General features: G+C 64.7%; 19 protein-coding genes and 1 pseudogene. 8 read left to right on the top strand and 12 right to left on the bottom strand.

Annotation, left to right across the window (positions count from 1 at the left end; all coding sequences use genetic code 11):
• The first annotated feature begins 55 nt into the window (after positions 1-55).
• On the top strand, positions 56-3550 hold the full coding sequence (gene dnaE, locus ABD906_RS14980) for a DNA polymerase III subunit alpha (protein ID WP_345100499.1): 3495 nt from the start codon (positions 56-58) through the stop codon (positions 3548-3550).
• A 163-nt stretch (positions 3551-3713) separates the two neighbouring features.
• Here the strand turns inward: dnaE and ABD906_RS14975 are convergent, their stop codons facing one another.
• Entirely contained in the window at positions 3714-5003 is a 1290-nt protein-coding gene (locus tag ABD906_RS14975) for a DNA polymerase IV (RefSeq protein ID WP_345100404.1), read from the bottom strand.
• Between the two features lie 121 nt (positions 5004-5124).
• Positions 5125-5409, bottom strand: coding sequence for a DUF3572 domain-containing protein (locus ABD906_RS14970; protein ID WP_345100402.1), 285 nt, complete (start codon positions 5407-5409; stop codon positions 5125-5127).
• A 239-nt stretch (positions 5410-5648) separates the two neighbouring features.
• Here ABD906_RS14970 and ABD906_RS14965 point away from each other — a divergent pair, with 239 nt between their 5' ends.
• From ABD906_RS14965 to ABD906_RS14955, 3 genes are all read left to right on the top strand, one after another.
• A complete protein-coding gene (locus ABD906_RS14965; RefSeq protein WP_345100400.1) occupies positions 5649-6020 on the top strand; it encodes a response regulator in 372 nt (123 codons plus the stop codon).
• 45 nt (positions 6021-6065) lie between these two features.
• Positions 6066-7436: a PleD family two-component system response regulator gene (locus tag ABD906_RS14960; RefSeq protein ID WP_345100398.1), complete on the top strand. Its 1371-nt coding sequence runs from the start codon at positions 6066-6068 to the stop codon at positions 7434-7436.
• Between the two features lie 340 nt (positions 7437-7776).
• Positions 7777-7920: a hypothetical protein gene (locus ABD906_RS14955; RefSeq protein WP_345100396.1), complete on the top strand. Its 144-nt coding sequence runs from the start codon at positions 7777-7779 to the stop codon at positions 7918-7920.
• 114 nt (positions 7921-8034) lie between these two features.
• Here the strand turns inward: ABD906_RS14955 and rpmG are convergent, their stop codons facing one another.
• The 5 genes from rpmG to topA all read right to left on the bottom strand — a co-directional run bounded on the left by rpmG (position 8035) and on the right by topA (position 14600).
• Positions 8035-8202 carry a 50S ribosomal protein L33 gene (rpmG, locus tag ABD906_RS14950; protein ID WP_345100394.1) on the bottom strand — a complete coding sequence of 56 codons (168 nt, stop codon included), beginning with the start codon at positions 8200-8202 and terminating at the stop codon, positions 8035-8037.
• Positions 8203-8338: 136 nt separating this feature from the next.
• Entirely contained in the window at positions 8339-9070 is a 732-nt protein-coding gene (locus ABD906_RS14945) for an NUDIX hydrolase (RefSeq protein WP_345100392.1), read from the bottom strand.
• A gap of 157 nt (positions 9071-9227) precedes the next feature.
• Positions 9228-9671 (bottom strand): DUF983 domain-containing protein, encoded by a 444-nt coding sequence (locus ABD906_RS14940; protein ID WP_345100390.1) that lies wholly within the window; start codon positions 9669-9671, stop codon positions 9228-9230.
• On the bottom strand, positions 9671-11983 hold the full coding sequence (gene rnr, locus ABD906_RS14935; protein WP_378188103.1) for a ribonuclease R: 2313 nt from the start codon (positions 11981-11983) through the stop codon (positions 9671-9673). The genes ABD906_RS14940 and rnr overlap by 1 nt, the downstream gene beginning before the upstream one ends.
• A gap of 4 nt (positions 11984-11987) precedes the next feature.
• A complete protein-coding gene (gene topA / locus ABD906_RS14930) occupies positions 11988-14600 on the bottom strand; it encodes a type I DNA topoisomerase (RefSeq protein ID WP_345100386.1) in 2613 nt (870 codons plus the stop codon).
• 286 nt (positions 14601-14886) lie between these two features.
• Between topA and ABD906_RS14925 the strand changes: the two genes are divergently transcribed.
• On the top strand, positions 14887-15108 hold the full coding sequence (locus ABD906_RS14925) for a hypothetical protein (protein WP_345100384.1): 222 nt from the start codon (positions 14887-14889) through the stop codon (positions 15106-15108).
• Here the strand turns inward: ABD906_RS14925 and dprA are convergent.
• From dprA to ABD906_RS14905, 4 genes and pseudogenes are all read right to left on the bottom strand, one after another.
• Positions 15081-16207: pseudogene (dprA, locus tag ABD906_RS14920) on the bottom strand (DNA-processing protein DprA). The gene ABD906_RS14925 and the pseudogene dprA overlap by 28 nt on opposite strands.
• Positions 16208-16231: 24 nt before the next feature.
• The gene (gene plsY / locus ABD906_RS14915; protein ID WP_345100383.1) at positions 16232-16846 is read right to left on the bottom strand and encodes a glycerol-3-phosphate 1-O-acyltransferase PlsY; all 615 of its coding nucleotides are present in this window, start codon (positions 16844-16846) and stop codon (positions 16232-16234) included.
• 14 nt (positions 16847-16860) lie between these two features.
• Positions 16861-18144, bottom strand: coding sequence for a dihydroorotase (locus tag ABD906_RS14910; RefSeq protein WP_345100381.1), 1284 nt, complete (start codon positions 18142-18144; stop codon positions 16861-16863).
• Positions 18141-19100 (bottom strand): aspartate carbamoyltransferase catalytic subunit, encoded by a 960-nt coding sequence (locus tag ABD906_RS14905; RefSeq protein ID WP_345100379.1) that lies wholly within the window; start codon positions 19098-19100, stop codon positions 18141-18143. Before ABD906_RS14905 ends, ABD906_RS14910 begins: the two co-directional genes overlap by 4 nt.
• A 348-nt stretch (positions 19101-19448) precedes the next feature.
• Between ABD906_RS14905 and ABD906_RS14900 the strand changes: the two genes are divergently transcribed.
• Entirely contained in the window at positions 19449-21116 is a 1668-nt protein-coding gene (locus ABD906_RS14900) for an acyl-CoA dehydrogenase family protein (protein WP_378188099.1), read from the top strand.
• Positions 21117-21181: 65 nt separating this feature from the next.
• Here the strand turns inward: ABD906_RS14900 and ruvX are convergent, their stop codons facing one another.
• Entirely contained in the window at positions 21182-21661 is a 480-nt protein-coding gene (ruvX, locus tag ABD906_RS14895) for a Holliday junction resolvase RuvX (RefSeq protein WP_345100375.1), read from the bottom strand.
• 71 nt (positions 21662-21732) lie between these two features.
• Between ruvX and ABD906_RS14890 the strand changes: the two genes are divergently transcribed.
• Together ABD906_RS14890 and gatC are read left to right on the top strand one after the other, a co-directional pair.
• Positions 21733-22440, top strand: a complete 708-nt coding sequence (locus ABD906_RS14890; protein ID WP_345100373.1) for a metal-dependent hydrolase — start codon at positions 21733-21735, stop codon at positions 22438-22440.
• Between the two features lie 181 nt (positions 22441-22621).
• On the top strand, positions 22622-22909 hold the full coding sequence (gene gatC / locus ABD906_RS14885) for an Asp-tRNA(Asn)/Glu-tRNA(Gln) amidotransferase subunit GatC (protein ID WP_345100371.1): 288 nt from the start codon (positions 22622-22624) through the stop codon (positions 22907-22909).
• The last annotated feature ends 31 nt before the right edge of the window (positions 22910-22940 follow it).

Raw genomic sequence — 22940 nt, 5'->3', positions numbered from 1 at the left:
ATGGGTGAAGAAGATCATGGCAAGCGAACCGCGTGATCCGATCAGGCGTGCAGCGATGCAACAGGCTGAGGAGGCGAAGAAGCCGTCTCCGTCTGCGCCGCTGCGCCGGTTCATCCATCTGCGCGTCCACTCGGCGTATTCGCTGCTGGAGGGCGCGCTCCACGTCGGCAAGATCATCAATCACGCGATCGGCGACAATGCACCCGCCATCGGCATCGCCGACACCAACAACCTGTTCGGCGCGCTGGAATTCGCCCAGAAGGCCTCCAAGGAGGGTCTGCAGCCGATCGTCGGCTGCCAGCTCGCCACCCATTTTCACGACAGTCTTGCAGAGGCGCGCAAGGGCAACCGCAAGAACGCCCAGCAGGAATACGACCCGCTGCTGCTCATCGCCGCGACGGAGAAGGGCTACGACAATCTCGTCAAGCTGGTGAGCCGCGCCTACCTCAACCACGAGCCCGGCACGCCGCCCCACATTACGCAGGAATGGATGCGGGAACTCTGCGAGGGCATCATTTGCCTGACCGGCGGCCCGAGAGGACCGGTGGGCGTTGCCCTGCAGATGGGCCGTAAGGAAATTGCCGAGCAGCGGCTGCTGTTCCTAGAGGAGACGTTCGGCGACCGGCTCTATGTGGAGCTGGAACGTCTCGGCAATTATGATCGCACGCTGGAAGCGGCGACAGTTGATCTCGCCTACACGCATGACCTCCCGCTCGTCGCCACCAACGAGGCGTTCTTCCGAAGCCGCGACGACTACGAGGCCCATGACGCGCTGATCGCCATCGCCGAAGGCGCCGTCGTCGCGCAGGACGACCGCCGCCGCCTGACGCCGGACAATTACCTCAAGTCGCAGGCGGAAATGTCCGAGCTGTTCGCCGATCTGCCGGAGGCGCTCGACAACACGGTGGAGATCGCGCAGCGCTGCTCCTACTATCCCAAGACGCGCAAGCCGATCCTGCCGCGTTTTGCCGGTGCCGGTTCGGATCCGGAGACGGCCGAGAAGGCGGAGGCCGAGGAACTCAAGCGCCAGGCCCGCGAGGGTCTGGAGCGCCGCCTGAAGGCGCACGGGCCCGCCAAGGGGCACACCGAGGAGGACTACAGGGAACGCCTCGAATACGAGCTCGGCATCATCGAGCGGATGAAATTCCCCGGCTACTTCCTCATCGTGTCGGACTTCATCAAGTGGGCCAAGGCGCACGGCATTCCCGTCGGCCCAGGGCGCGGCTCGGGTGCGGGCTCGCTTGTCGCCTACGCGCTGACCATCACCGACATCGATCCGCTGCGCTTCTCGCTCCTCTTCGAGCGTTTCCTCAACCCGGAACGCGTCTCGATGCCGGACTTCGATATCGACTTCTGCCAGGACCGGCGTGAAGAGGTCATCCGCTACGTCCAGGAGAAGTACGGCCGCGAGCAGGTGGGCCAGATCATCACCTTCGGTTCGCTGCAGGCGCGCGCAGTGCTGCGCGACGTGGGCCGCGTGCTGCAGATGCCCTACGGGCAGGTGGACCGGCTCTGCAAGCTGGTGCCGTCCAACCCGGCCAATCCGACCCCGCTCAAGAAGGCGGTGGAGGAGGAGCCCCGATTCGCCGAAGAGGTGGAGAAGGAACCAATTGTCGGCACGCTGCTCGAGATCGCCATGAAGCTCGAGGGCCTCTACCGCCACGCCTCCACGCATGCCGCCGGCATCGTGATCGGTGACCGCCCGCTCTACGAGCTGGTGCCGATGTACCGCGATCCGCGCTCCGACATGCCGGTCACCCAGTTCAACATGAAGTGGGTGGAGCAGGCGGGTCTTGTGAAGTTCGACTTCCTGGGCCTCAAGACGCTCACCGTGCTGCAGACGGCGGTGAACCTCATCCGCCGGCGCGGAATCGAGATCGATCTGTCCAAGATCCCGCTCGACGACAAGAAGACCTACGAGATGCTGTCGCGCGGAGAGACGGTCGGCGTGTTCCAGGTGGAAAGTGCCGGCATGCGCAAGGCGCTGATCGGCATGAAGCCGGACTGCATCGAGGACATCATCGCGCTGGTTGCCCTCTACCGCCCGGGCCCGATGGAAAACATCCCGGTCTACAATGCCCGCAAGCACGGCGAGGAGGAGATCGCGTCGATCCATCCGATGATCGACCACCTGGTGAAGGAGACGCAGGGCGTTATCGTCTACCAGGAGCAGGTGATGCAGATCGCCCAGGTGCTCTCGGGCTACACGCTCGGCGAAGCAGACCTGCTGCGCCGCGCCATGGGCAAGAAGATCCGCGAGGAGATGGACAAGCAGCGCGTCCGCTTCGTGGACGGCGCCAAGAAGAACGGTGTCAGCGAGGCGCAGGCGAACACTATCTTCGACCTTCTCGCCAAATTCGCCGACTACGGCTTCAACAAGTCGCACGCGGCAGCCTATGCGGTCGTCTCCTACCAGACGGCCTATCTCAAGGCCCATTACCCGGTGGAATTCCTCGCCGCGTCGATGACCTACGACATGGCGAACACCGACAAGCTCAACGAATACCGGCGCGATGCCCAGCGCCTCGGCATCGAGGTCGTGCCGCCATCCGTCATGACCAGCCATCGCATCTTCGAGGTGGGCGAGAACCGCATTTACTACTCGCTCGCAGCCATCAAGGGCGTGGGCGAGGCCGCCGTCGACCACATCGTCGCCAAGCGCAACGAGAAGCCCTTCGAGAGCATCGAGGACTTCTGCTCGCGCGTCGATCCGCGCATCGTCGGCAAGCGGGTGCTGGAAAGCCTGATCTGCGCGGGTGCGCTCGACTGCTTCGGCCATGACCGAGCGGCCCTGTTCCAGGGCATCGACCGGCTGATGGGCCTGTCCGCGCGCGCTGCGGAGGACGCGGCGCTGGGACAGGGCGACATCTTCGGCTCCGCCGCGCTCGAGCCGCAGAAGCTGCACCTGCCGGTGAGCGAGCCATGGCTACCGGCCGAACGCCTGCACCGCGAATTCCAGGCCGTCGGCTGCTATCTCTCCGCCCATCCGCTCGACGATTACCGCGGGGCGCTTGAGAAGCTCCGCGTCCAGACCTGGGCCGAGTTCCAGGCCGCCGTGAAGCGCGGCGCCACCGCCGGGCGGCTCGCCGGAACGATCACCGCCAAGCAGGAGCGCAAGACCCGCACCGGCAACAAGATGGGCATCGTGCAGCTCTCCGATTCAACCGGCCAGTACGAGGCCGTGCTGTTCTCCGAGACGCTGAATCACTACCGTGACGTTCTTGAGCCCGGCAAGTCGGTCGTGATCACGGTGAACGCGGAAGACCGGCCCGAGGGCGTGAACCTGCGCATACAGACGGTGCAGTCGCTCGACGAGGAAGCGAGCAAGATGCAGAAGGCCCTTCGCGTCTACCTGCGCGACCCGAAGCCGCTGCAGCTAATTTCCGCCCAGCTCAACACCCGCGGCGAAGGGCAGGTGAGCCTGATCGTCATCAAGGATGGCGGCCAGGGCGAGGTCGAGGTGAGCCTTCCGGATCGCTACCGCCTGACGCCTCAGATCGCTGCCGCCATGCGCGCTGTCCCCGGCGTGGTGGATGTGGAGCTCGTGTAGCGGTTGAAGTGCTTTTCATTGCGTCTTAGGAATTTGTGTCAAGTTATTTGAAAAATAGGGGAATAGGCCGTTGGTCGGCGCGGGCGTCCAACCTTGCGTCGCTTGCCCAAGCTGCTGGAGCAATTCAGACTTTAACGAACACTTCGAATTGCTCGGGTGAAGACTACCCCTTCGCCGGCGGACAGTGGAACGTGTAACCGGTCTCCACCGCCGACTTGCCAAACTTGTCCCGCAGCCTGTCGATCGCCGTTTCGGCCAGCGCGCGCTTCTGCGCCTGAATGTCGATGAGGTCCGGCGGGTCGGCAAGGGACGCGTCCGTCAGGTCGGTGACGCCGATGCCGAGCAGACGGAACGGGGTGCCGTCAACTTCCCGCTGCAGCAGATCGACACCCGTACGGAAGATCCGGTCGGCAAGCCGCGTGGGGCTCGAAAGCTGCCGGTTGCGGGTCCGAAGGCGGAAATCCCGGGTCTTGAGCTTCAGCACGACCGTGTTTCCTGCGATGCCCGCCTTCTTGAGGCGGGCGGACACCTTCTCGCTCATCGCGCGCAGGATCGGCACCAGTTCGTCCAAGGCCGCAATGTCGCGGTCGAAGGTGATCTCGTTCGAGACGCTCTTGGCCTCGCTTTCGGGCTCGACCCGGCGGTCGTCCTCGCCGCGCGAAAGCCGGTGGAGCCGGTCGCCCATGACGCCGTAGCGCCGCATGAGCTCTTCCCGTTCCATCCGCTGCAGCTGCCCGACCGTGCGAATGCCGTCCTTCGCCAGTGTCTCGGCGAAGGCCTTGCCCACGCCCCAGATGATCGTCACCGGTTTGTCGGCGAGGAAGGTGACCGCCTCGTCACGGCCGATGACGGAAAACCCGCGCGGCTTGTCCAGGTCGGAGGCCACCTTGGCCAGGAACTTGCAGTAGGAGAGGCCGACCGACACCGTAATGCCGATGTCGCGCTCCACTTCCCTGGCGAAGCTCGCGAGCACGTATGCGGCGGGCGCCCCGTGCAGCTTCTCGGTGCCGGAAAGGTCGAGGAATGCCTCGTCGATGGAGAGCGGCTCCACGAGCGGGGTGAGCCGCAGCATGCGCTCGCGCACCTCCCGCCCGACGCGCGCGTACTTCTCCATGTTCGGCTTGATGACCACGGCATCGGGGCAAAGCTTCAGCGCCTGAAACATCGGCATGGCCGAACGCACGCCGTGGATGCGGGCGATGTAGCAGGCGGTGGAGACCACGCCGCGCTTGCCGCCGCCCACGATCACCGGCTTGTCGAGAAGCTCCGGGTTGTCGCGCTTCTCCACCGCCGCATAGAAGGCGTCACAGTCGATGTGCGCGATCGCGAGCTTGTCGAGCTCAGGATGAGCGAGCAACCGCGGACTTCCGCACGTCCGGCAGCGCCGCTCGGTCCCGCTGGCGGGGGCAAGGCAGTCGCGGCAGAAACCTGACATGCTGCGGTTGTCTTTCATGACGAAATATGGGAACGTAACGGGAAAACAGCGTACACCGCCATCCTCCGGTCCTCAACCACGCAGGGCTAGAATTCACCGGAGATTGAGGCCATGGGTGATTCCACCAGGGCTTCCCGTGTCAGGGCTGGTAGTCCCAGCGGTCATCGCCGAAGGGCAGGCTGCGGGCCGCCCCGCTCACCTGCTGGGGTGAGATGTCGGCAGACTGGCAGAATGCAAGCAGTGTGGGCTCGTGGGCGAGAACGAATTGCAGCACACCGGCCAGGAAGCCGGGCGCGGCGGCGGTCTCGCGGATCTGGGAGGCCTCGATTCCCGAGATGCTCAGGAACCGGGGGAGCAATTCCTCGCTGCTCGCGATGAAGCCCAGTGCCTTGATGGCGATGTCTTCCGCGTGTTCCCGATCCATGCCGCATACCCCTGACGTCTTGGTGGAAAGGATTTGATAGGCATAAGACCGAAAATGTACAAGGCAAGGGGCTGCAGGATTGGTGGTCACCATCATTTCGACGCACGCGTTCTTCAATTCTTAAGAAGGATGAGGCATGGCAGGGGCGTCAGCGAGACCTGCACGGCTGCTGGTGCGAAAGGCAAGCGCGCGGCCCGGGTTGCGGGGAGAGCAGGCGTCAAGCGCTGATGGGGAGAGCGATGGCCAAGAAAGTGATGATCGTCGAGGACAACGAGCTCAACATGAAGCTCTTCCGCGACCTGATTGAAGCCAATGGCTACGAGACCGTTCTGACCCGAAGTGGTCTGAACGCGCTCGAGCTCGCCCGTGAACACAGGCCCGACCTGATCCTGATGGACATCCAGCTCCCGGAAGTCTCCGGGCTGGAAGTCACCCGGCGCCTCAAGCAGGATGAAACGCTGCGATCGATTCCCGTGATCGCCGTGACGGCGTTTGCCATGAAGGGCGACGAGGAACGCATCCGCCAGGGCGGCTGCGAGGCCTACATCTCGAAGCCGATATCGATCACGAGCTTCATACAAACGATAAAGACGTATCTGGGGGACGTCTAAGGGCAGGTTCTTGCCAGGACTGGGGTAAACAAGCGGGGTGGGGGCATGACCGCTCGAATTCTGGTGGTCGATGATGTGGCTGCGAACGTGCGGCTGCTCGAAGCGCGGCTGTTGGCCGAATATTACGACGTGGTGACTGCTTCGACAGGGCAGGAAGCCCTCGAAATCTGTGAAGAGGGCAAGATCGATCTGGTCCTGCTGGACGTGATGATGCCTGGCATGGACGGATTCGAGGTCTGCCGCCGGCTGAAGGGCAGTCCGCGGACGCAGCACATTCCGGTCGTCATCATCACGGCCCTTGGTCAGGTGGACCAGCGCATCACCGGCCTCGAGGCGGGCGCGGACGATTTTCTGACCAAGCCGGTCAACGACCTGCAGCTGCTGACGCGCGTGCGCACGCTGACCAGGCTGAAGGCGCTCACGGACGAATTACGGCTGCGCGCAGATTCCGCCAGCGATCCCGCTCTCGCGGAGCTGTTGCATCCGGCCGCGCAGGAATATCAGGAGCCCGCGCGGCTTCTGCTGGTGGATCCCGATGCTTCGTCTTCCCGCATGATCGCCGGCATGCTGCTGCAGCACTACGTGGTGGACGAGGTGTCGGAACCCCAGACCGCGCTGCTGCGGGGCCTCGAGCGGGATTATGACTGCATCCTCGTGGCTACCGGCGCGGAGGACGGCGATCCCCTGCGGCTCTGCGCGCAGTTTCGGGCACTTGAACAGACGCGACTCGTTCCCATCATCCTGATCGCAAGTCCTGGCGAGGAGCATCAGGTGCTGCGCGGGCTGGAACTGACGGTCAACGACTATCTCCTGCGGCCCATCGTGCCGATGGAGCTGGTGGCGCGCGTGCGTACGCAGGTGAAGCGCAAGCGCTACAACGACCAGCTGCGCGCCAGTGTCGCCAGGACGGTTGAAATGGCGATCACCGATCCTCTCACGGGCGTCTACAACCGGCGTTACCTCGACGGCCACCTGCCCACGCTCTTCAACCGCGCCCAGGCGCGCCAGAGACCGCTGTCGCTGATGCTGATCGACATCGACCGCTTCAAGTGGATCAATGACGAGATGGGCCATGCTTTCGGCGATCAGGTGCTGCAGGAATTCGCGCTCCGGTTGCGTCGCAACCTGCGAAGCATCGATCTGATCAGCCGCTATGGCGGAGAAGAGTTCGCCATCGTCATGCCCGAGACGGACCTTGCCTCGGCGCGCATCGTCGCCGAGCGGATCCGCGGCGAGATCGCGAACAAGGCGTTCTCCTTCAGCGACGGCAGAACGCTTCGGGTGACCGCAAGCGCCGGAATCTCGACGAAGAAACCGTTCGACGACAGTCCCGAGCAAATGCTTCAGCGCGCCGACGACGCTCTCTACGAGGCAAAGAAGCAGGGCCGCAACCAGGTGGTTGCACCGGCTGCCTGACCAGAGCCCAGACCAGACGGGCGCGGTCATTGCAATGCGACGTCGGGGCGTCGCGCAGTTGAGCTTCCACCGCACGACCGGTGAAAAGGTAATTTCGGGCGCGGTTCACGAAGATTCGCCGGCTATTGATTTTTCTCTATAGGTCGGGCATAATACAACCATAGGTAGATCTATAGACGATTGTGGTTGTGTTGATCCCTTTCTTCTCAGGTTCGCCGCATCTCCTGAGAGAGGGGGTAGCCGGCCGGCTCTGGCATCACGGCGGTTTCCTCGTACCGCTGCCAGATTGCCGACCGGCATTTTTCGACGGCGTCTTCTGTCTGGAGGCCATCTTCCAGCAATGTCCCCCGACTTGTTGCCGGAGGGCAGCGCGTGGAGCGACATTCGCGAGACGGCATGGCAGGGGCCCAAGGGTGGCAATCCCTTGGGGGGGGCGATGCACGAGGGAAAAGAGGTGACAGCGGCGCTGCGCGGCACGCCCTGACCGGAAGCCGGCAAAGTCCGGAAGGCCAGAGGGCAACGGCTGCTGCTCTTCAAGGCCCAAAATGAAAACGGCGCCCGTAAGGCGCCGCATCAGAAGACGAAGCTGTCAGGCAGCTTACTTGATCTTGGCTTCCTTGAACTCGACATGCTTGCGGACGACCGGATCGTACTTACGAACGGTCATCTTCTCTGTCATCGTACGGCTGTTCTTCTTCGTGACGTAGAAATAGCCGGTGTCGGCCGTCGACAGAAGCTTGATCTTGATGGTCGTGGCCTTCGCCATATCAATCGTCCGTATGTTCTAGTGATAACGATGGGCCGGCTGGGAGAACCCGAGACGCGGAAATTGTGGCCAGACACATATCGATCCTCACCGAAATGTCAAGCGATTGTCGCCGACATTCCGGAAAAGTGCGCGATCAGACTGTCTCCCGCACGAACCTGCGGTGACGCACGCAATAGCAGGGGACCGGATAGGCGCCGGGCTTGAGTTCCGGATCGTCCGCGAGCCGCCGCTCCAGATCCCCGATGAGTGTCTGGGTAATGTCGGGGATGTTCAACTCCCTGGCCTTCGACAGGGGCACCCACACCTGCTCCTCGAGTTCATCCGTGGGAGCAGGAAGCTCCGCCGAGACGGCTTCACGCCAGACGGCAAAAAAGCGGGTGTCGTAGCGGCGAATGTTGCCGGGCGGCGTGATGGCGCGGCCGAAATAGCGCAGCGAGTCGAGCGCCGGCTGCACGCCACTGTCGGAAAAGGCCTGCCAGGCGGGGCTCCGCGTGACAAAAGGCGTCTTGTAGCCGATCAACAGACCGGCTTCCTCATAGGTTTCGCGGATGGCCGACATGGCGATCGCGCGGGCGCGCGATTCGCTCATGCCCGCGATGCGCAGCTTTGCCGCCTCGGCAGGGTGCAGGGGCGCGGCAACGGGGATTCGCGCGTCGGCTGGATCCGTGCGTCCGCCGGGAAAGACGAAGCGTCCGGCCATGAAGACATGCTTGCTGTGGCGGCGGCCCATCAGCACACTGATCGCGCCGCCCCGCCGGTCGAGCAGAATAAGCGTGGCCGCATCACGCGGACGCAGTCTGGCGTTCGTACCCGCTGTCCGCCTCTCTTCCGTTTGCTGCGGTTCGGCAAGTGCCGATGGTGGCATTCCGCCCTCCCTGTTCGGATGCTGCTGTCGGGTCAATCGAGGTCACCGGCGTGTCCCAATATCGGACGGGGCTGGTCGGAAATTCAAGTCCGGCTGGGGGCGGTCGGCAGGAAGCCGGCACGACGAGATCCTCCGCCGGCGACAGGCGGGCAGGGCTCTACTGATCCCCGTATCCCTTTTCCAGCTCGTTCTTGTCCTCGCCGCCGAAGCCGTGCATGCGCAGGGCCCATTGGAGGCCGACAACCGCGCCCTTGATCGGATTGATCAACGCGACGGCCATAGCGATGGTGATCGGGATCCAGATGGCGATGTGCGTCCAGAGGGACCAGTTGGTAACGCGCTCCAGGCTCAGCAGCCCGCCCACGGTGATATGGCCGACAATGACGATCACGAGATAGGCTGGCAAATCGTCCGCGCGGTGATGGTGAAATTCCTCGCCGCATTCGGAGCAGTGGTCGGCCACCTTCAGGAACCGGTAGAACAGTTTTCCCTTGCCGCAATGCGGGCAGCGCCCGTTGAAGCCGCGCCACATGGCCTGAAGCACGGGCCTTGCCGGCTCCTTCGCCGTGGCGGCTGCGCCGCCAAATACATGCTCTTCCATTACTTTCTCCTACCCCGTCGTTCCGGCTTGCGACCGCGCCGTGCGCGCGCCGCATCCCGCCCGGCCTTCAGTAGCGATTTGGAGGATCCTGGCAGGCTGGCGGGTTCGCTCAGCATCTCGAAGCGCATCGCGCCGGCAAGAGGCGTCACCTCCACCAGGCGCACATCGACGCTGCTGCCGAGCTGATAGCCGCGTCCGCTCCGCTGACCTACCAGCGCATGGCGTGCTTCGTCAAAGATATAGTAGTCATCGCCGAGGCTCGAGACCGGGATGAAGCCGTCGGCGCCGTAATCGGGCAGCTGCACGAAGATGCCCGCAGCCGCGATGCCGGAGATGCGCGCCTCGAATTCGTCGCCCGTCCGGCTCGACAGATGTTCGGCGACGAGACGGTCGATGGTCTCCCGCTCCGCCGCCATCGCGCGCCGTTCGGTCGCGGAGATCAGCGCCGCGGTTTCTTCCAGACGTGTCTCGTCGTCGCGGCTAAGTCCATATGGTCCGAGCTCTTTCGCCTTGATCAGCGCGCGGTGGACGATGAGGTCGGCATAGCGGCGGATCGGCGAGGTGAAATGGGCGTAGCGCCGCAGGTTCAGGCCGAAATGGCCGAAATTGTCCGTCGAGTAGACGGCCTGGCTCTGGGTGCGCAGCACCACCTCGTTCACCAGCTGCTCGTGCTCGGTTCCCTTCACGCGGGCAAGGATTGCGTTGAACTGGGAGGGACGAAGGGCCCCGCCCTTGGTCAGCGGAATGCCGAGGGATGCAAGGAATTCCCGCAGTGCTTCTAGCTTGGCAAGCGACGGTTCATCATGCACGCGGTAGATGAAGGGCTGGCGCGCCGCCTCCAGCGTTTCCGCCGCCGAGACGTTCGCCTGGATCATGAACTCCTCGATCAGCTTGTGCGCGTCGAGCCGCGGCGGAACGAACACACGGTCCACGGTGCCGTCGGGCTTAAGGATGATCTTGCGCTCCGGCAGGTCGAGATCAAGCGGCTCACGCTGATCGCGGCCACGCTTCAGCACCTCGTAGGCGTCCCAGAGCGGCTTCAGCACCGTGTCGAGCAGCGGGCCGGTCCTGTCGTTGGGCTTGCCGTCGATCGCCTCCTGTGCCTCGTTATAGGAGAGACGGGCCGCCGACCGCATCAGCACGCGGTGGAAGGAATGCGAAAGCTTCCGGCCGTCGGCGCTAAAGCGCATGCGCACTGCAAGGGCAGGGCGGTTCTGGCCTTCGCGCAGCGAGCAGAGGTCGTTGGAGATGCGCTCGGGCAGCATGGGAACCACGCGGTCGGGGAAATAAACCGAATTGCCGCGCTTCAGCGCCTCGCGGTCAAGCGCGGATCCGGACCGGACATAGTAGGCCACGTCTGCGATCGCCACGGTCACGATGACGCCGCCGGGATTCTTTTCCTGATCCGGATCCGGCTCGGCAAAGACCGCGTCGTCGTGGTCCTTCGCGTCCGGCGGGTCGATCGTGACCAGCGGAATGTCCCGCCAGTCCTCCCGCCACCCCGAAGGGCGGGTGACAGGTTCGGCCTCTTCCGCCTCGGCCAGCACGTCGGCGGGGAAAATGTGAGGGATCTCGTGCGCGTGGATGGCGATCATGGAGACCGCCTTCTCGCTCGAAAGCGACCCGATGACCTCAAGCACCTTTGCCTTCGGCAGGCCGTAGCGACCCGATTTCAACGGCAGCACCTCCACGAGGTCGCCGCTTTTCGCGCCATTGGCGAATTCCGTATCGACGATGAGCTCGGGCTGACGTCGCTCCACCGGCTCGATGCGCAGGGTGCCGTCGCGCATCTCGCGCAACACGCCGAGCACGGCCTTGCGCCGCTTTTCGAAGATCTTCATCACACGGCCGACATAGGCCGGGCCGGTGTCGGCGTCGTTCAGGTGTACGCGCGCGAGCACGCGGTCGCCCACGCCCGGCACCAGGCGGGCACCCTTCTGCACGCGGATGGAAACGAGCGGCACCGGGCCGTCGAATTCCTCATCTTCCTCGGCCGGACGGGCGATCAGCCCGCCTTCGGCATCCCGGGAGAAGATGTCGAGCACGACGACCGGAGGCAGGTGGCCGGCGCGCACGTTCTTCTTGCCGCGGGGCTTGATCGCGCCTTCGGACTTGAGCTCGGCCAGCATCTCCTTGAGCCAGAGGCGATGCTCGCCCTTGATGTTGAACGCCCTGGCGAGCTCGCGCTTGCCAGAGCGGTCGGGATTCTCGGTGATGTAGCGCAGGATCTCCTCCTTCGAGGGGAGATGCGCTCCGTCAGCCCGAGATGAGGAAGCCTTGCTCGCGGAGCGCTTCAATAACCTGCTGCCCAAATGACTAACTCCCGGCCTTCGCGGTCTTCTTGGCCGTGGCCTTCTTCGCGGTTGATGTCTTCGCCGACGCCTTCGCGGACGTCTTCTTCGCCGTCGACCTGCCACTTCCCGCCTTGGCGTCGATCAGGGCGATGGCCTGTTCCAATGTCACGCTGTCCGGGTCGGTTCCCTTCGGCAGCGTGGCGTTGATCTTGCCAAGGTTCACGTAAGGGCCGTAGCGCCCGTCGCGCACAGTGATGACGCCGCCGTCCGGATGTTCTCCGAGCTCCTTGAGCGCGGCGGGTTTAGAGCGGGCGCCCGCGCCGCGGCTCTTCTTCTCGGCGAGGATCGCAACCGCGCGGTTGATGCCGATCGAGAAGACGTCGTCCACCGAGTCGAGATTGGCGTAGCTGCCGTCATGCAGCAGGAACGGTCCGTAGCGCCCGATGCCAGCCGAGATCGTCTTGCCGGTTTCCGGATGCACGCCCACTTCGCGCGGCAGCGAGAGCAGGGCGAGTGCCTTCTCGAGGTCGATCATGTCGGGGGTCCAGCCCTTCGGCAGACCCGCGCGCTTGGCATCCTTGCCTTCGCCGCGCTGGATATAGGGACCGAAGCGGCCGTTGCGCAAGGTGATCTCCTCGCCAGTGTCCGGATCGGCGCCCAGCACCTTGTTACCGTCGGCGAGCGCCTCGCTGCCATTGCCATTCTCGCCGGATTCGCCGAACTGGCGGGTGTAGCTGCACTCCGGATAGTTGGAGCAGCCGACGAAGGCGCCGTAGCGGCCGAGCTTGAGCGACAAATGGCCGGTGCCGCACTTCGGGCAGATGCGCGGGTCGCGGCCGTCCTCCTGCCTGGGGAAGAGCAGGGGAGCGAGCTCGTTGTTCATGACGTCGATGACGTCAGTGACACGCAGTTCCTTGATGTCGTCCACCGCGCCGGAGAAGTCGCGCCAGAAATCGCGCAGCACCTCCTTCCAGGAGAGCTTGCCGTCGGAAATCTCGTCCAGCTTCTCCTCGAGGTCGGCGGTGAAGTCGTATTCCACGTAGCGCCGGAAGAAGTTCTCCAGGAACGTCGTCACGATGCGTCCGCGGGGCTGCGGGATGAGACGGCGGCGCTCGTTGGCGATGTAGTCGCGGTCCTCCAGCGTCTTGAGGATCGCCGCATAGGTGGACGGGCGGCCGATGCCAAGCTCTTCCAGCTTCTTGATGAGGGTCGCTTCCGTGTAGCGGGGCGGCGGCTCGGTGGTGTGGGCCGTGACCTGGATCGACTCGCGCTCAAGCGCCTCGTTGGCGTTGATGACCGGCAGGCGGCCGTCCTCGTCGTCGTCGGTCTGGTCGTCCTCCTTCACTTCCGTGTAGGCGGCGAGGAAACCGTCGAAGCGGACGACCGAACCCACCGCGCGCAGGCCCGCCGTGCGGCCGCCATTGGTGGCCTCGATCTCCACGGTGGTGCGCTCGATCTCCGCCGGCTCCATCTGGCTGGCGATGGCGCGCTTCCAGATCATCTCGTAGAGACGTGCCTGGTCGGCGTCGAGATACTTGCGGACCTGGTCCGGCGTGCGGGAGAAGTCCGTCGGGCGCACGGCCTCGTGCGCTTCCTGCGCGTTCTTCGCCTTGGTGGAATAGAAGCGCGGCTTGTCGGGCAGGTAGCGGTCGCCGAACGTCTTGGCGATCGCGGCGCGGGCCTGGTCAATGGCCTCGGGCGCCATCTGCACGCCGTCGGTACGCATATAGGTTATGAGACCCATGGTCTCGCCGCCGATATCCACGCCCTCGTAGAGCCGCTGGGCAATCTGCATCGTGCGGGTGGCCGAGAAGCCGAGGCGCGAGGACGCGGCCTGCTGCAGGGTCGATGTGGTGAAGGGCGGCGGCGGGTTGCGCCGGGTGGGCTTCGCCTCGACCGACAGTACGCGGAAGGCAGCGCCATCGAGCATCCGACGGATCTCTTCCGCCTGCTCGGCGCTCTTGATGTCCAGCTTCTGCAGCTTGCGCCCGTCGAGTGCGGTGAGCCTCGCCTCAAACGTGTCACTGCGCGGCGTGGCGAGCGTGGCAGCGATCTGCCAGTAGTCCTCGCGGACGAAGCGCTCGATCTCGGCCTCGCGGTCGCAGATGAGGCGTAGGGCCACCGACTGCACGCGGCCCGCCGAGCGGGCGCCCGGCAGCTTGCGCCACAGCACCGGCGACAGGGTGAATCCCACCAGATAGTCGAGCGCGCGGCGGGCGAGATAGGCGTCCACCAGCGGCTTGTCGATGTCACGCGGATTGGCCATCGCGTCGAGCACCGCCTTCTTGGTAATGGCGTTGAAGACGACGCGGCGGACCTTCTTGTCCTTGAGCACCCGCTTCTGGTTCAGAACGTCGAGCACATGCCAGGAGATGGCCTCACCCTCGCGGTCCGGGTCGGTCGCCAGAATGACGCCGTCGGCATCCTTTACAGCCTTAGCGATTTCGGCCAGCCGCTTGGCGGAGGCGCCGTCCACCTCCCACGACATGGCGAAGTCCTCGTCCGGACGGACGGAACCATCCTTGGCGGGCAGGTCTCGCACATGGCCGAAAGAGGCTAGAACCTTGTAGCCTGACCCCAGGTATTTGTTGATGGTTTTCGCCTTGGCCGGCGATTCGACGATAACAACATCCATGGATGGACAATACCTTTTTGGGCGCCTGGGTGCTGGCACCGCCAATTATCTGTCGAGCGAATGCTCCGGTTCCTAGGTCAAATGGCTGTGCTTTCGACCGCGGTCAAGCCCCGACGCGTTTTTCACAATGCTCGCGGTGATGAATCACTAATGTCATCAGCCATCCCGATCGCGTTATTGGTGCATACTCCCGATCCCCGATTATCCCTGCAGCCAGAAGAGGATTGGGGTGGGGACGCGATCGCGATCAGATCCGGTCCGCGCCTCGCAACAGCGAGGAAACGGAATGGGAGGCAAGGGAAGGGAACCGGAAAAGCCGGCGGTCGACACGGCGACGCTGGACTATATCCGCTCGATGCTTCGGGAACTGCGACATCTCGCCGAAAAACAGAAGGCCGAGATGCTCATCTACTTCATCGAAATGGCCTATGAGGAGGTGAACGACCTCCTGTCGCGGGCGGCGGAAGGGCAGTCGCACGATCACGGATCGAGCAGCAGCGACACGTAGCCTCCGGGATGGCGTTCGAGCCGCCCGGCCAGGTCCAGTTCCAGGAGGACGAGGGCGACCTGGGCGGCTTCCAGGCCGGTGTGCCGAATGATGTCGTCGATCAGGACGGGTGTGCGCCCGAGGGCGTTGATCACCAGAGTCCGCTCGCTTTCCGCCGGGGGAGGGACGGCTGCGAGATCAGGCGGTTCTTCCGCGCTTGTGACGGGCATCGGCCTGCTGATCACGGGCCGCAGCGCCTCAATGACGTCCTCGGCTTTGGTGACAAGGGTTGCACCTTCCTTGAGAAGCTTGTTGGTGCCTCCGGCGCGCGGATCGAGCGGGAAACCGGGAACGGCGAAGACGAGCCGCCCCATCTCGTTGGCGAGCCATGCGCTGATCAGCGATCCGGAGCGTTCGGCGGCTTCCACGACCAGCAATCCATAGCAGATGCCCGCAATGATGCGGTTGCGGCGCGGGAAGTCCTGCGCGCGGGGAACCCAGCCGAAGGGCATTTCCGTGAGGACCACGCCCCTGTCGAGAAGTTCGGCGTATAGACGTTCGTTCTCCGGCGGGTAGGGCTGGTCGAGACCGCCGGCGATGACGGCGACCGTGCCGGTCTCAATGCTTCCGCGATGCGCCGCCGTGTCGATGCCGCGCGCGAGACCGGAGACGATCAGCAGCCCGGCCAGGCCGAGATCATGGGCAATCTTCTGCGTGAAGCGCATGCCGGTGATGGATGCGTTGCGCGCAACCACGATGGCGCAGGCTGGCGCCTGCAGCAGTTCGGTCCGGCCTGCAGCGGCGATCAGCGGCGGCGGATGTTCGATGCGCGTCAGCAGTGGCGGGTATTCGGCTTCGCCGATGGCGACGAAGCGCGCCCCCATGCGCTCTGCCGCTTCCAGTTCTGCGTCGATCTGATCCCAGGTGGGTAGATTGACCTGCTCGCGTCCACCGCGCGAGGCAAGCTCGGCAGCGCCTCGAGCGCCGCCTCGGCGCTGCCGTAACGGTTGATGAGAGCGCGAAAGCTCGCGGGTCCCACATTCTCGGTGCGGATGAGGCGCAGCCAGCTGCGCCTCTGGCGGTCGGAAAGGAGGCGGCGCTGCCGGGTGCTGACCTCCATTCCGCCCTCCCTTCGTCCTCTGGCCTAGCCCTTGGCGCCGATCCTGCTCTCGGTTCCGGCGATCAGGCGGGAAATGTTCGCGCGATGCGTGATGAACACGAGAACGCTGAGGCCGAGGCAGAGAAGCGCTTCGCCCGGTCGTCCGATCAGGTAGAGGGCGATCGGCACGCTGACCGAGGCGATCAGCGCGGAAAGCGAGGAGATGCGGGAGATGAAAGCGGTGGCAAGCCAGACCACGGCGAACACCAGCGCACCGGGCCACGCCGCACCCAGGAGCACACCCAGATAGGTGGCGACCCCCTTGCCGCCCTTGAAGCCCAGCCACATCGGAAAGATGTGGCCGAGGAAGGCTCCGAGACCCGCCACGAGGCCCGCCGCATGCCCGAAGCGCGCCGCCAGCAACACCGCCGCCGTGCCCTTCAGGGCGTCGAGCATCAGCGTCAGCGCCGCAATCTTCTTGTTGCCCGTGCGCAGCACGTTGGTGGCGCCGATGTTTCCAGAGCCGATCTTGCGCACGTCCCCGAGGCCGGCCATGCGCGTCAGGATAAGGCCGAACGGAATCGACCCGAGCAGGTAGCCAACGGCCAATGCGGCAATCAGCACGGGCAGCCCCGTATCAAAGCCTGCTGATTCAAGCATGCGTTTCCTCGCCCCTAAGCTGAAAACACTTTGCGCCCTGCAACCACGGTTTGCAAGACCCAGCCCTGCATTCGCGCATCCTCGAAGGTCGTGTTCTTGGAGAGCGAGCGGATGTCGCTCTTGCGCACCACCCACGGCTCCTCGAGATCCACGAGCACCAGGTCGGCTGAAGCGCCGGGCCTCAGAGTTCCACCCGAAAGTCCGAAGATCTGCGCGGGTCTGGTCGACAGCGCCTCGATCAGCCGTAGGAGCGGCACGTCGCCCGAATGGTAGAGTCGGAGTGCGGCGGCCAGAAGCGTCTCCAGACCGATCGCGCCCGCCGCAGCTTCCGAGAAGGGCAGGCGTTTGGTGTCCACGTCCTGCGGATCGTGCGACGAGACGATGATGTCGATGGTGCCGGTCTTCAGAGCCTCGACCACGGCCACCCGGTCATCTTCCGACCGCAGCGGCGGCACCAGGCGGAAGAAGGTGCGATATTCGCCGACGTCGTTCTCGTTGAGGCACAGATTATTGATGCTGACGCCAGCAGTTACGGCCAGTCCTTCATCTTTCGCGCGAGCAACGAGATCCGCCGACATGCCGGTCGACAGTTCCGCCGCGTGGTAGCGCGAGCGGGTGAGGCGGGCAAGCATCAGGTCGCGCATGAGCGGGATGGCCTCCGCCTCGCGTGGGATGCCGGGGAGGCCGAGCCAGCTTGCCAGCAGGCCTTCGTTCATCACGCCGGATCCTAGCTCCCTGTCCTGCGTGGCATGGGAGATCACCAGCCCCATGTCGCGCGCATAGGTGAGCGCGCGGCGCATCACCGTATTGCTTGCGAGAGTGCGGCGGCCTTCGGTCAGCATCACGGCGCCCGCATCGCGCAGCAGGCCGAACTCGCTGAGCTCCGCCCCCTCGAGACCCTTGGTGATGGCGGCCGCAGGGAAGACGTTGACGCAAGCCGTCGCCGAGGCCGTGCGGCGAACGAATTCCACCAGCGCCACGTCGTCGATCACCGGATGGGTGTCCGGCATCATGATGAAGGAGGTGACGCCGCCGGCGGCCGCCGCGCGGCTTGCCGAGGCAATCGTCTCGCGGTGTTCCGCGCCTGGCTCGCCACAGAAAACGCGCGCGTCCACAAGGCCGGGAATGACGGTCTTGCCGGTGGCGTCAATGACTTCCGCGCCTTCCGGCACGCCCTGATTGAGCGCTTCGGGACCGGCAGCGGCGATAACGCCATCCTTGACGATGACCGTGCCGACCGCGTCGAGCTGGCGGGAAGGGTCGATGATCCTGGCATTGGCGAAGACTGTTGCGGTCATGCGGAAGCTCCCTCGCGGCGGGGATCGAGCAGTGCCTCGAGCACTGCCATGCGGACGGCGACGCCCATTTCAACCTGTTCCTGGATCACGCTCTGCGGGCCGTCGGCGACTTCGGAGGCGATCTCGACGCCGCGGTTCATCGGGCCGGGGTGCATCACCAGAGCATCCTCCTTGGCGAGCTTCAGCCGCTCGGCGTCGAGGCCATAGAAGCGGAAGTATTCGCGCACGGAGGGCACGTAGCTGCCCGACATGCGCTCCCGCTGCAGGCGCAGCATCATGACCACGTCGACATCCTTCAGGCCTTCCTCCATCGAGGTGAAGGGCTCGACGCGCATCTGGGCGATGCCGGATGGCATGAGCGTCGAGGGCGCCACCACCCGGACCCGCGCGCCGAGTGCGTTCAGCAGGATGATGTTGGAGCGCGCCACGCGCGAATGCAGGATGTCGCCGCAGATGGCCACGGTCAGCCCCGCGATCCGACCCTTCTTGCGACGGATGGTGAGCGCGTCGAGCAGCGCCTGAGTGGGATGCTCGTGCGCGCCATCGCCCGCGTTGACCACCGAGCAGCCGACCTTCTGGGCGAGCAGGGCGGCAGCACCCGCCGACGAATGGCGGATCACCAGGATGTCCGGCCGCATGGCGTTGAGCGTCGTGGCCGTGTCGAGCAGCGTCTCGCCCTTCTTGGTGGAGGAGCTCGCCACCGACATGTTCATCACATCGGCGCCAAGGCGCTTGCCCGCCAGCTCGAACGACGACTGGGTGCGGGTCGAGGCTTCAAAGAAGAGATTGATCTGGGTGCGCCCGCGCAGGACGGTGCGCTTCTTTTCAGGCTGACGCGACAGGGAAACCGCCGCGTCGGCGCGGTCGAGGAGTGTCTCGATATCGGAAGGCGAAAGGCCTTTGATGCCAAGCAGGTGGCGATGGGGAAAGATGGGGAAGGGATCGGTGTGTGTCATCGCGCGGAGCTATATTCCGGGGTTGCGGCGTCCGCAAGTTGTGCCGGCCGCCTGGACGGGCTTGAAAACCACAAATTCTGTGCTGGATCGGGCCCTGGTTCCGATCGGACCGATTGTAGGGAACGGGGCGCAGATGTGAAGCCACGCAGACGCGAAGCCACGCATTTGTTCGGTGCCAGGCGCGTGCCGGCGCAGTGGCGGGTGATCGCCGGCATGACGCCCCGGCTGCGGACCGCGGATCGGGAGAATTTCCTCACGGACCCGCGGAACGGACGATTTTCGGGCGCAGCCAGAAAGTGCTAAGCACGCGTAAAGTGCTAAGCATGCGTTTATAACAAGAAAACGAATATGCGCGACCATGTCCGCAACGGAATCACAAAGGACGGACGAGTGGATCACGACCTTACCAATCAGACGCCGCCGATGAACGCGGCGAACGCGTGGCGCGCGGACCCGCTTCTGAACCAGCTGGCGGACAGTTTTTCGCAGCAGGTCAAGACGGAGCTGGAAACGCTCGCGCGCTACGCCCGCAGCCCGGAGGCGCAGGATCTGGCGCGGCTGGCAAATGCGGAAAGCCCGGTACTGCGGACGCACGACCGTCATGGCCGTCGCGCCGACATCATCGAATTCCATCCTTCCTATCACGCCCTGATGCGGCGCTCGATCGGCGTCGGCATCCATTCGTCGATCTGGGAGGATTCGCCGGCGGAGAAGGGCAAGCGGCACCAGGCTCGCGCCGCGCGCTTCTACCTGCTGTCGCAGCTGGAGCTGGGGCACCTCTGCCCGCTCACCATGACCAGCGCGTCGCTCGCCGCACTCATGTCCACGCCGCAGCTGTTCCGCGAGTGGGCACCGCGCATCGTGGCGCGCAAGTATGACCACACCAACAAGCCTGTCGCGCAGAAGCAGGGCGTCACCATCGGCATGGGGCTCACCGAAAAGCAGGGCGGTACCGACCTGCGCGCCAACACGACCACGGCAGAGCAGGTGGGGCGCGGCGTCTTCCGCCTCACCGGCCACAAATGGTTCCTGTCCGCGCCCATGAGCGATGCCTTCCTCGTTGTCGCGCAGGCCAAGGAGGGACTTTCGTGCTTCTTCGCGCCGCGCCTGCGCGAGGACGGCACTCCGAACGGCTTCCACTTCCAGCGTCTGAAGGACAAGCTCGGCAACCGCTCCAACGCCACCGCCGAAGTGGAGTTCGTGGACACGCTGGCCTGGCCGGTCGGTGAATTGGGCCACGGCATCCGTACCATCATGGACATGGTCACGCTCACGCGCCTCGACTGCGCTCTGGGCTCTGCGGGCCTCATGCGCGCGGCGCTGGCGGAGGCTGTCCATCACGCGCGCCATCGCGCCGTGCAGGGCGTCAAGCTCATTGACCAGCCGTTGATGATCCGGGTGCTGGCTGACCTCGCGCTCGACGTGGCCGCCGCCACGGCGCTCTCATTCCGTCTGGCGCGCTCGTTCGACGAGGCCGCCAACACCCGGGCGGACGCCGCCTTCGCGCGGGTGATGACGCCGGTGGTCAAGTACTGGACCACGAAGATAGCCCCGGCCATCACCTACGAGGCCATGGAATGCCTGGGCGGCAACGGTTACGTGGAAGACTTCCCCATGGCCCGCTTCTATCGCGAGGCGCCGGTGAACGCGATCTGGGAAGGGTCCGGCAACGTGATGGCGCTGGACGTTGTGCGGGTGCTGACCCGCAACCCGAGCCTGCTGGACGACGTGCTGGCGGTCATCCACGACGACCTCGGCGAGGCGGGACCGGGCACGGTGAAGGTGCTGTCGGCAGCGATCGAACTGTGCAAGTCCGACGAAGCGGCAGCCCGTTTCCTCACCGAGCAGCTGGCGCTTGCCGCCGCCGCCGCGGAGCTGCGCCGCCTCGGCACGGGCCGCATCGCCGATGCCTTCATCGAGACGCGGCTTGCAGGCCAGTGGCGGACGACCTATGGCATGCTCGACATGCGCCACGACGCCCGCCGCATCATCGACGTGCTCTATCCGGCCGTATGACCAGGTTGGACTGAGGTGTCACATAAGACGCCCCGCGGAGTCGGCGGGGCGTTTGTGTCTCAGGCTCAAGAATTCTGGTTCCGCAGGCTGCGCAGCCGGTCGATTGCCCCCTGCAGGATGAAGGCGGCGGCTGCCGAATCGATGCGCGTGGCGCGCTTGGCGCGTGACACATCCATTTCCAGCAGTGCCCGCTCTGCCGCCACGGTGGACAGCCGCTCGTCCCAGAAGACGATCGGCAGACCCGTCATCGGCATGAGATTGCGCACGAAAGCTTTGGTGGACTGGACGCGCGGTCCTGCACTACCATCCATGTTGACGGGAAGGCCGACGACCAGCGCGGCGGCGTTTTCCCGTGCGAGCTGCGCAAGCAGCGTCTCGGCATCCTGGGAAAATTTCTTGCGCATGATGACCGGGCGAGGCGAAGCAAGGCTGAGCGACGGGTCGGAGACGGCAAGGCCGATGGTCTTCGTGCCGAGGTCTATGCCGGCCACGATTCCCCGCGGCGGTAGGGCACTGGCGAGTTCTTCCATGGTCAGGACTGGCATCCGATACTTCCTTTTGACATCGCTGCCGCTCGTCTTATCCTGCGCGATCAAAACAAGCGAGGAACCGATTGATGAAAATAACCTGGTATGGCCATTCGGCGTTTCGCATCGAGGTTGAGGGAGCCGTCATTCTCATCGATCCCTTCCTGAGCGGGAACCCGACCTGGCAGGGAGGCTGGGAACGCCCCGCCGAGGGCGTCACGCATGTCCTGCTCACCCACGGCCATGGCGACCATGTGGGCGACACTGTCGCGATTCTGAAGAAGACCGGCGCCATGCTCGTCGCCAATGCCGAGATCTGCACGTACATGTCCAAGCAGGACATTGGCAACGCCAAAGTCAACCCCGGCAACCACGGCGGTACGATCGACTGCGGCGCCTTTACCGTGACCTTCGTGAACGCGCTGCATTCGTCCTCGCTCAGCACGGCCGACGGCACGCCGATCTACCTCGGCAATCCGCTCGGCCTGGTACTGCACTTCCCGAAGGACAAGACGCTTTATCATATGGGCGACACCGACATCTTCGGCGACATGGCGCTTATCAACGAGCTGCACCAGCCGCAGATCGGCATCGTGCCCATCGGCGACCGCTATACGATGGGCGGAGCCGTGGCGGCCTACGCCTGCCGGCGCTTCTTCAACTTCGAGACGGTGATCCCGTGCCACTACGGCACGTTCCCGGCGCTCGACCAGACGCCGGACAAGTTCATTGCAGGCCTCGAGGACAGCGGCCCGAAGGTCGTGGTGCCGACCCGCGGCGAGGCCGTCGAGCTCTAATCCGGCGGAAGCCTCAGGGGCGCGGCAACTTCGGCGTTGCGTGCCGCGCCCCGCACGATTATAGCCCAAGCAGCATTTCATCGTGCCGGCCCGGTCGCGGTCGGAACCCGGCACTGCAACAGCAATAGCGTGGAGCGGGCCCCGCGTCGGGACTGCTCCGGACACCAACGGAAGCGAAACGATGTCCGTCGATACCGAAACGGTGAAGCGCGTGGCGAAACTCGCCCGAATTGCAATTGACGACGAGGCGGCGAGCCGGATGACCGGCGAGCTCAACGCCATCCTGGGTTTTGTCGAGCAGCTGAATGAGGTGGACGTGGCCGGCGTCGAGCCGATGACGTCCGTCATCCCCATGGCGATGCGCATGCGCGCCGACGAGGTGACGGATGGCAACAAGGCTGCGGACATCGTGGCCAACGCGCCGACCCAGGCCGACAATTTCTTCATGGTGCCGAAGGTCGTCGAATAGGCTCTAGGCCCCGCCGAACTGCCAGAACCCA

This window comes from Chelativorans composti, assembly GCF_039541695.1.
Taxonomy (GTDB): Bacteria; Pseudomonadota; Alphaproteobacteria; order Rhizobiales; family Rhizobiaceae; genus Chelativorans; species Chelativorans composti.
This window is presented reverse-complemented; position numbering and strand designations above follow the sequence as displayed.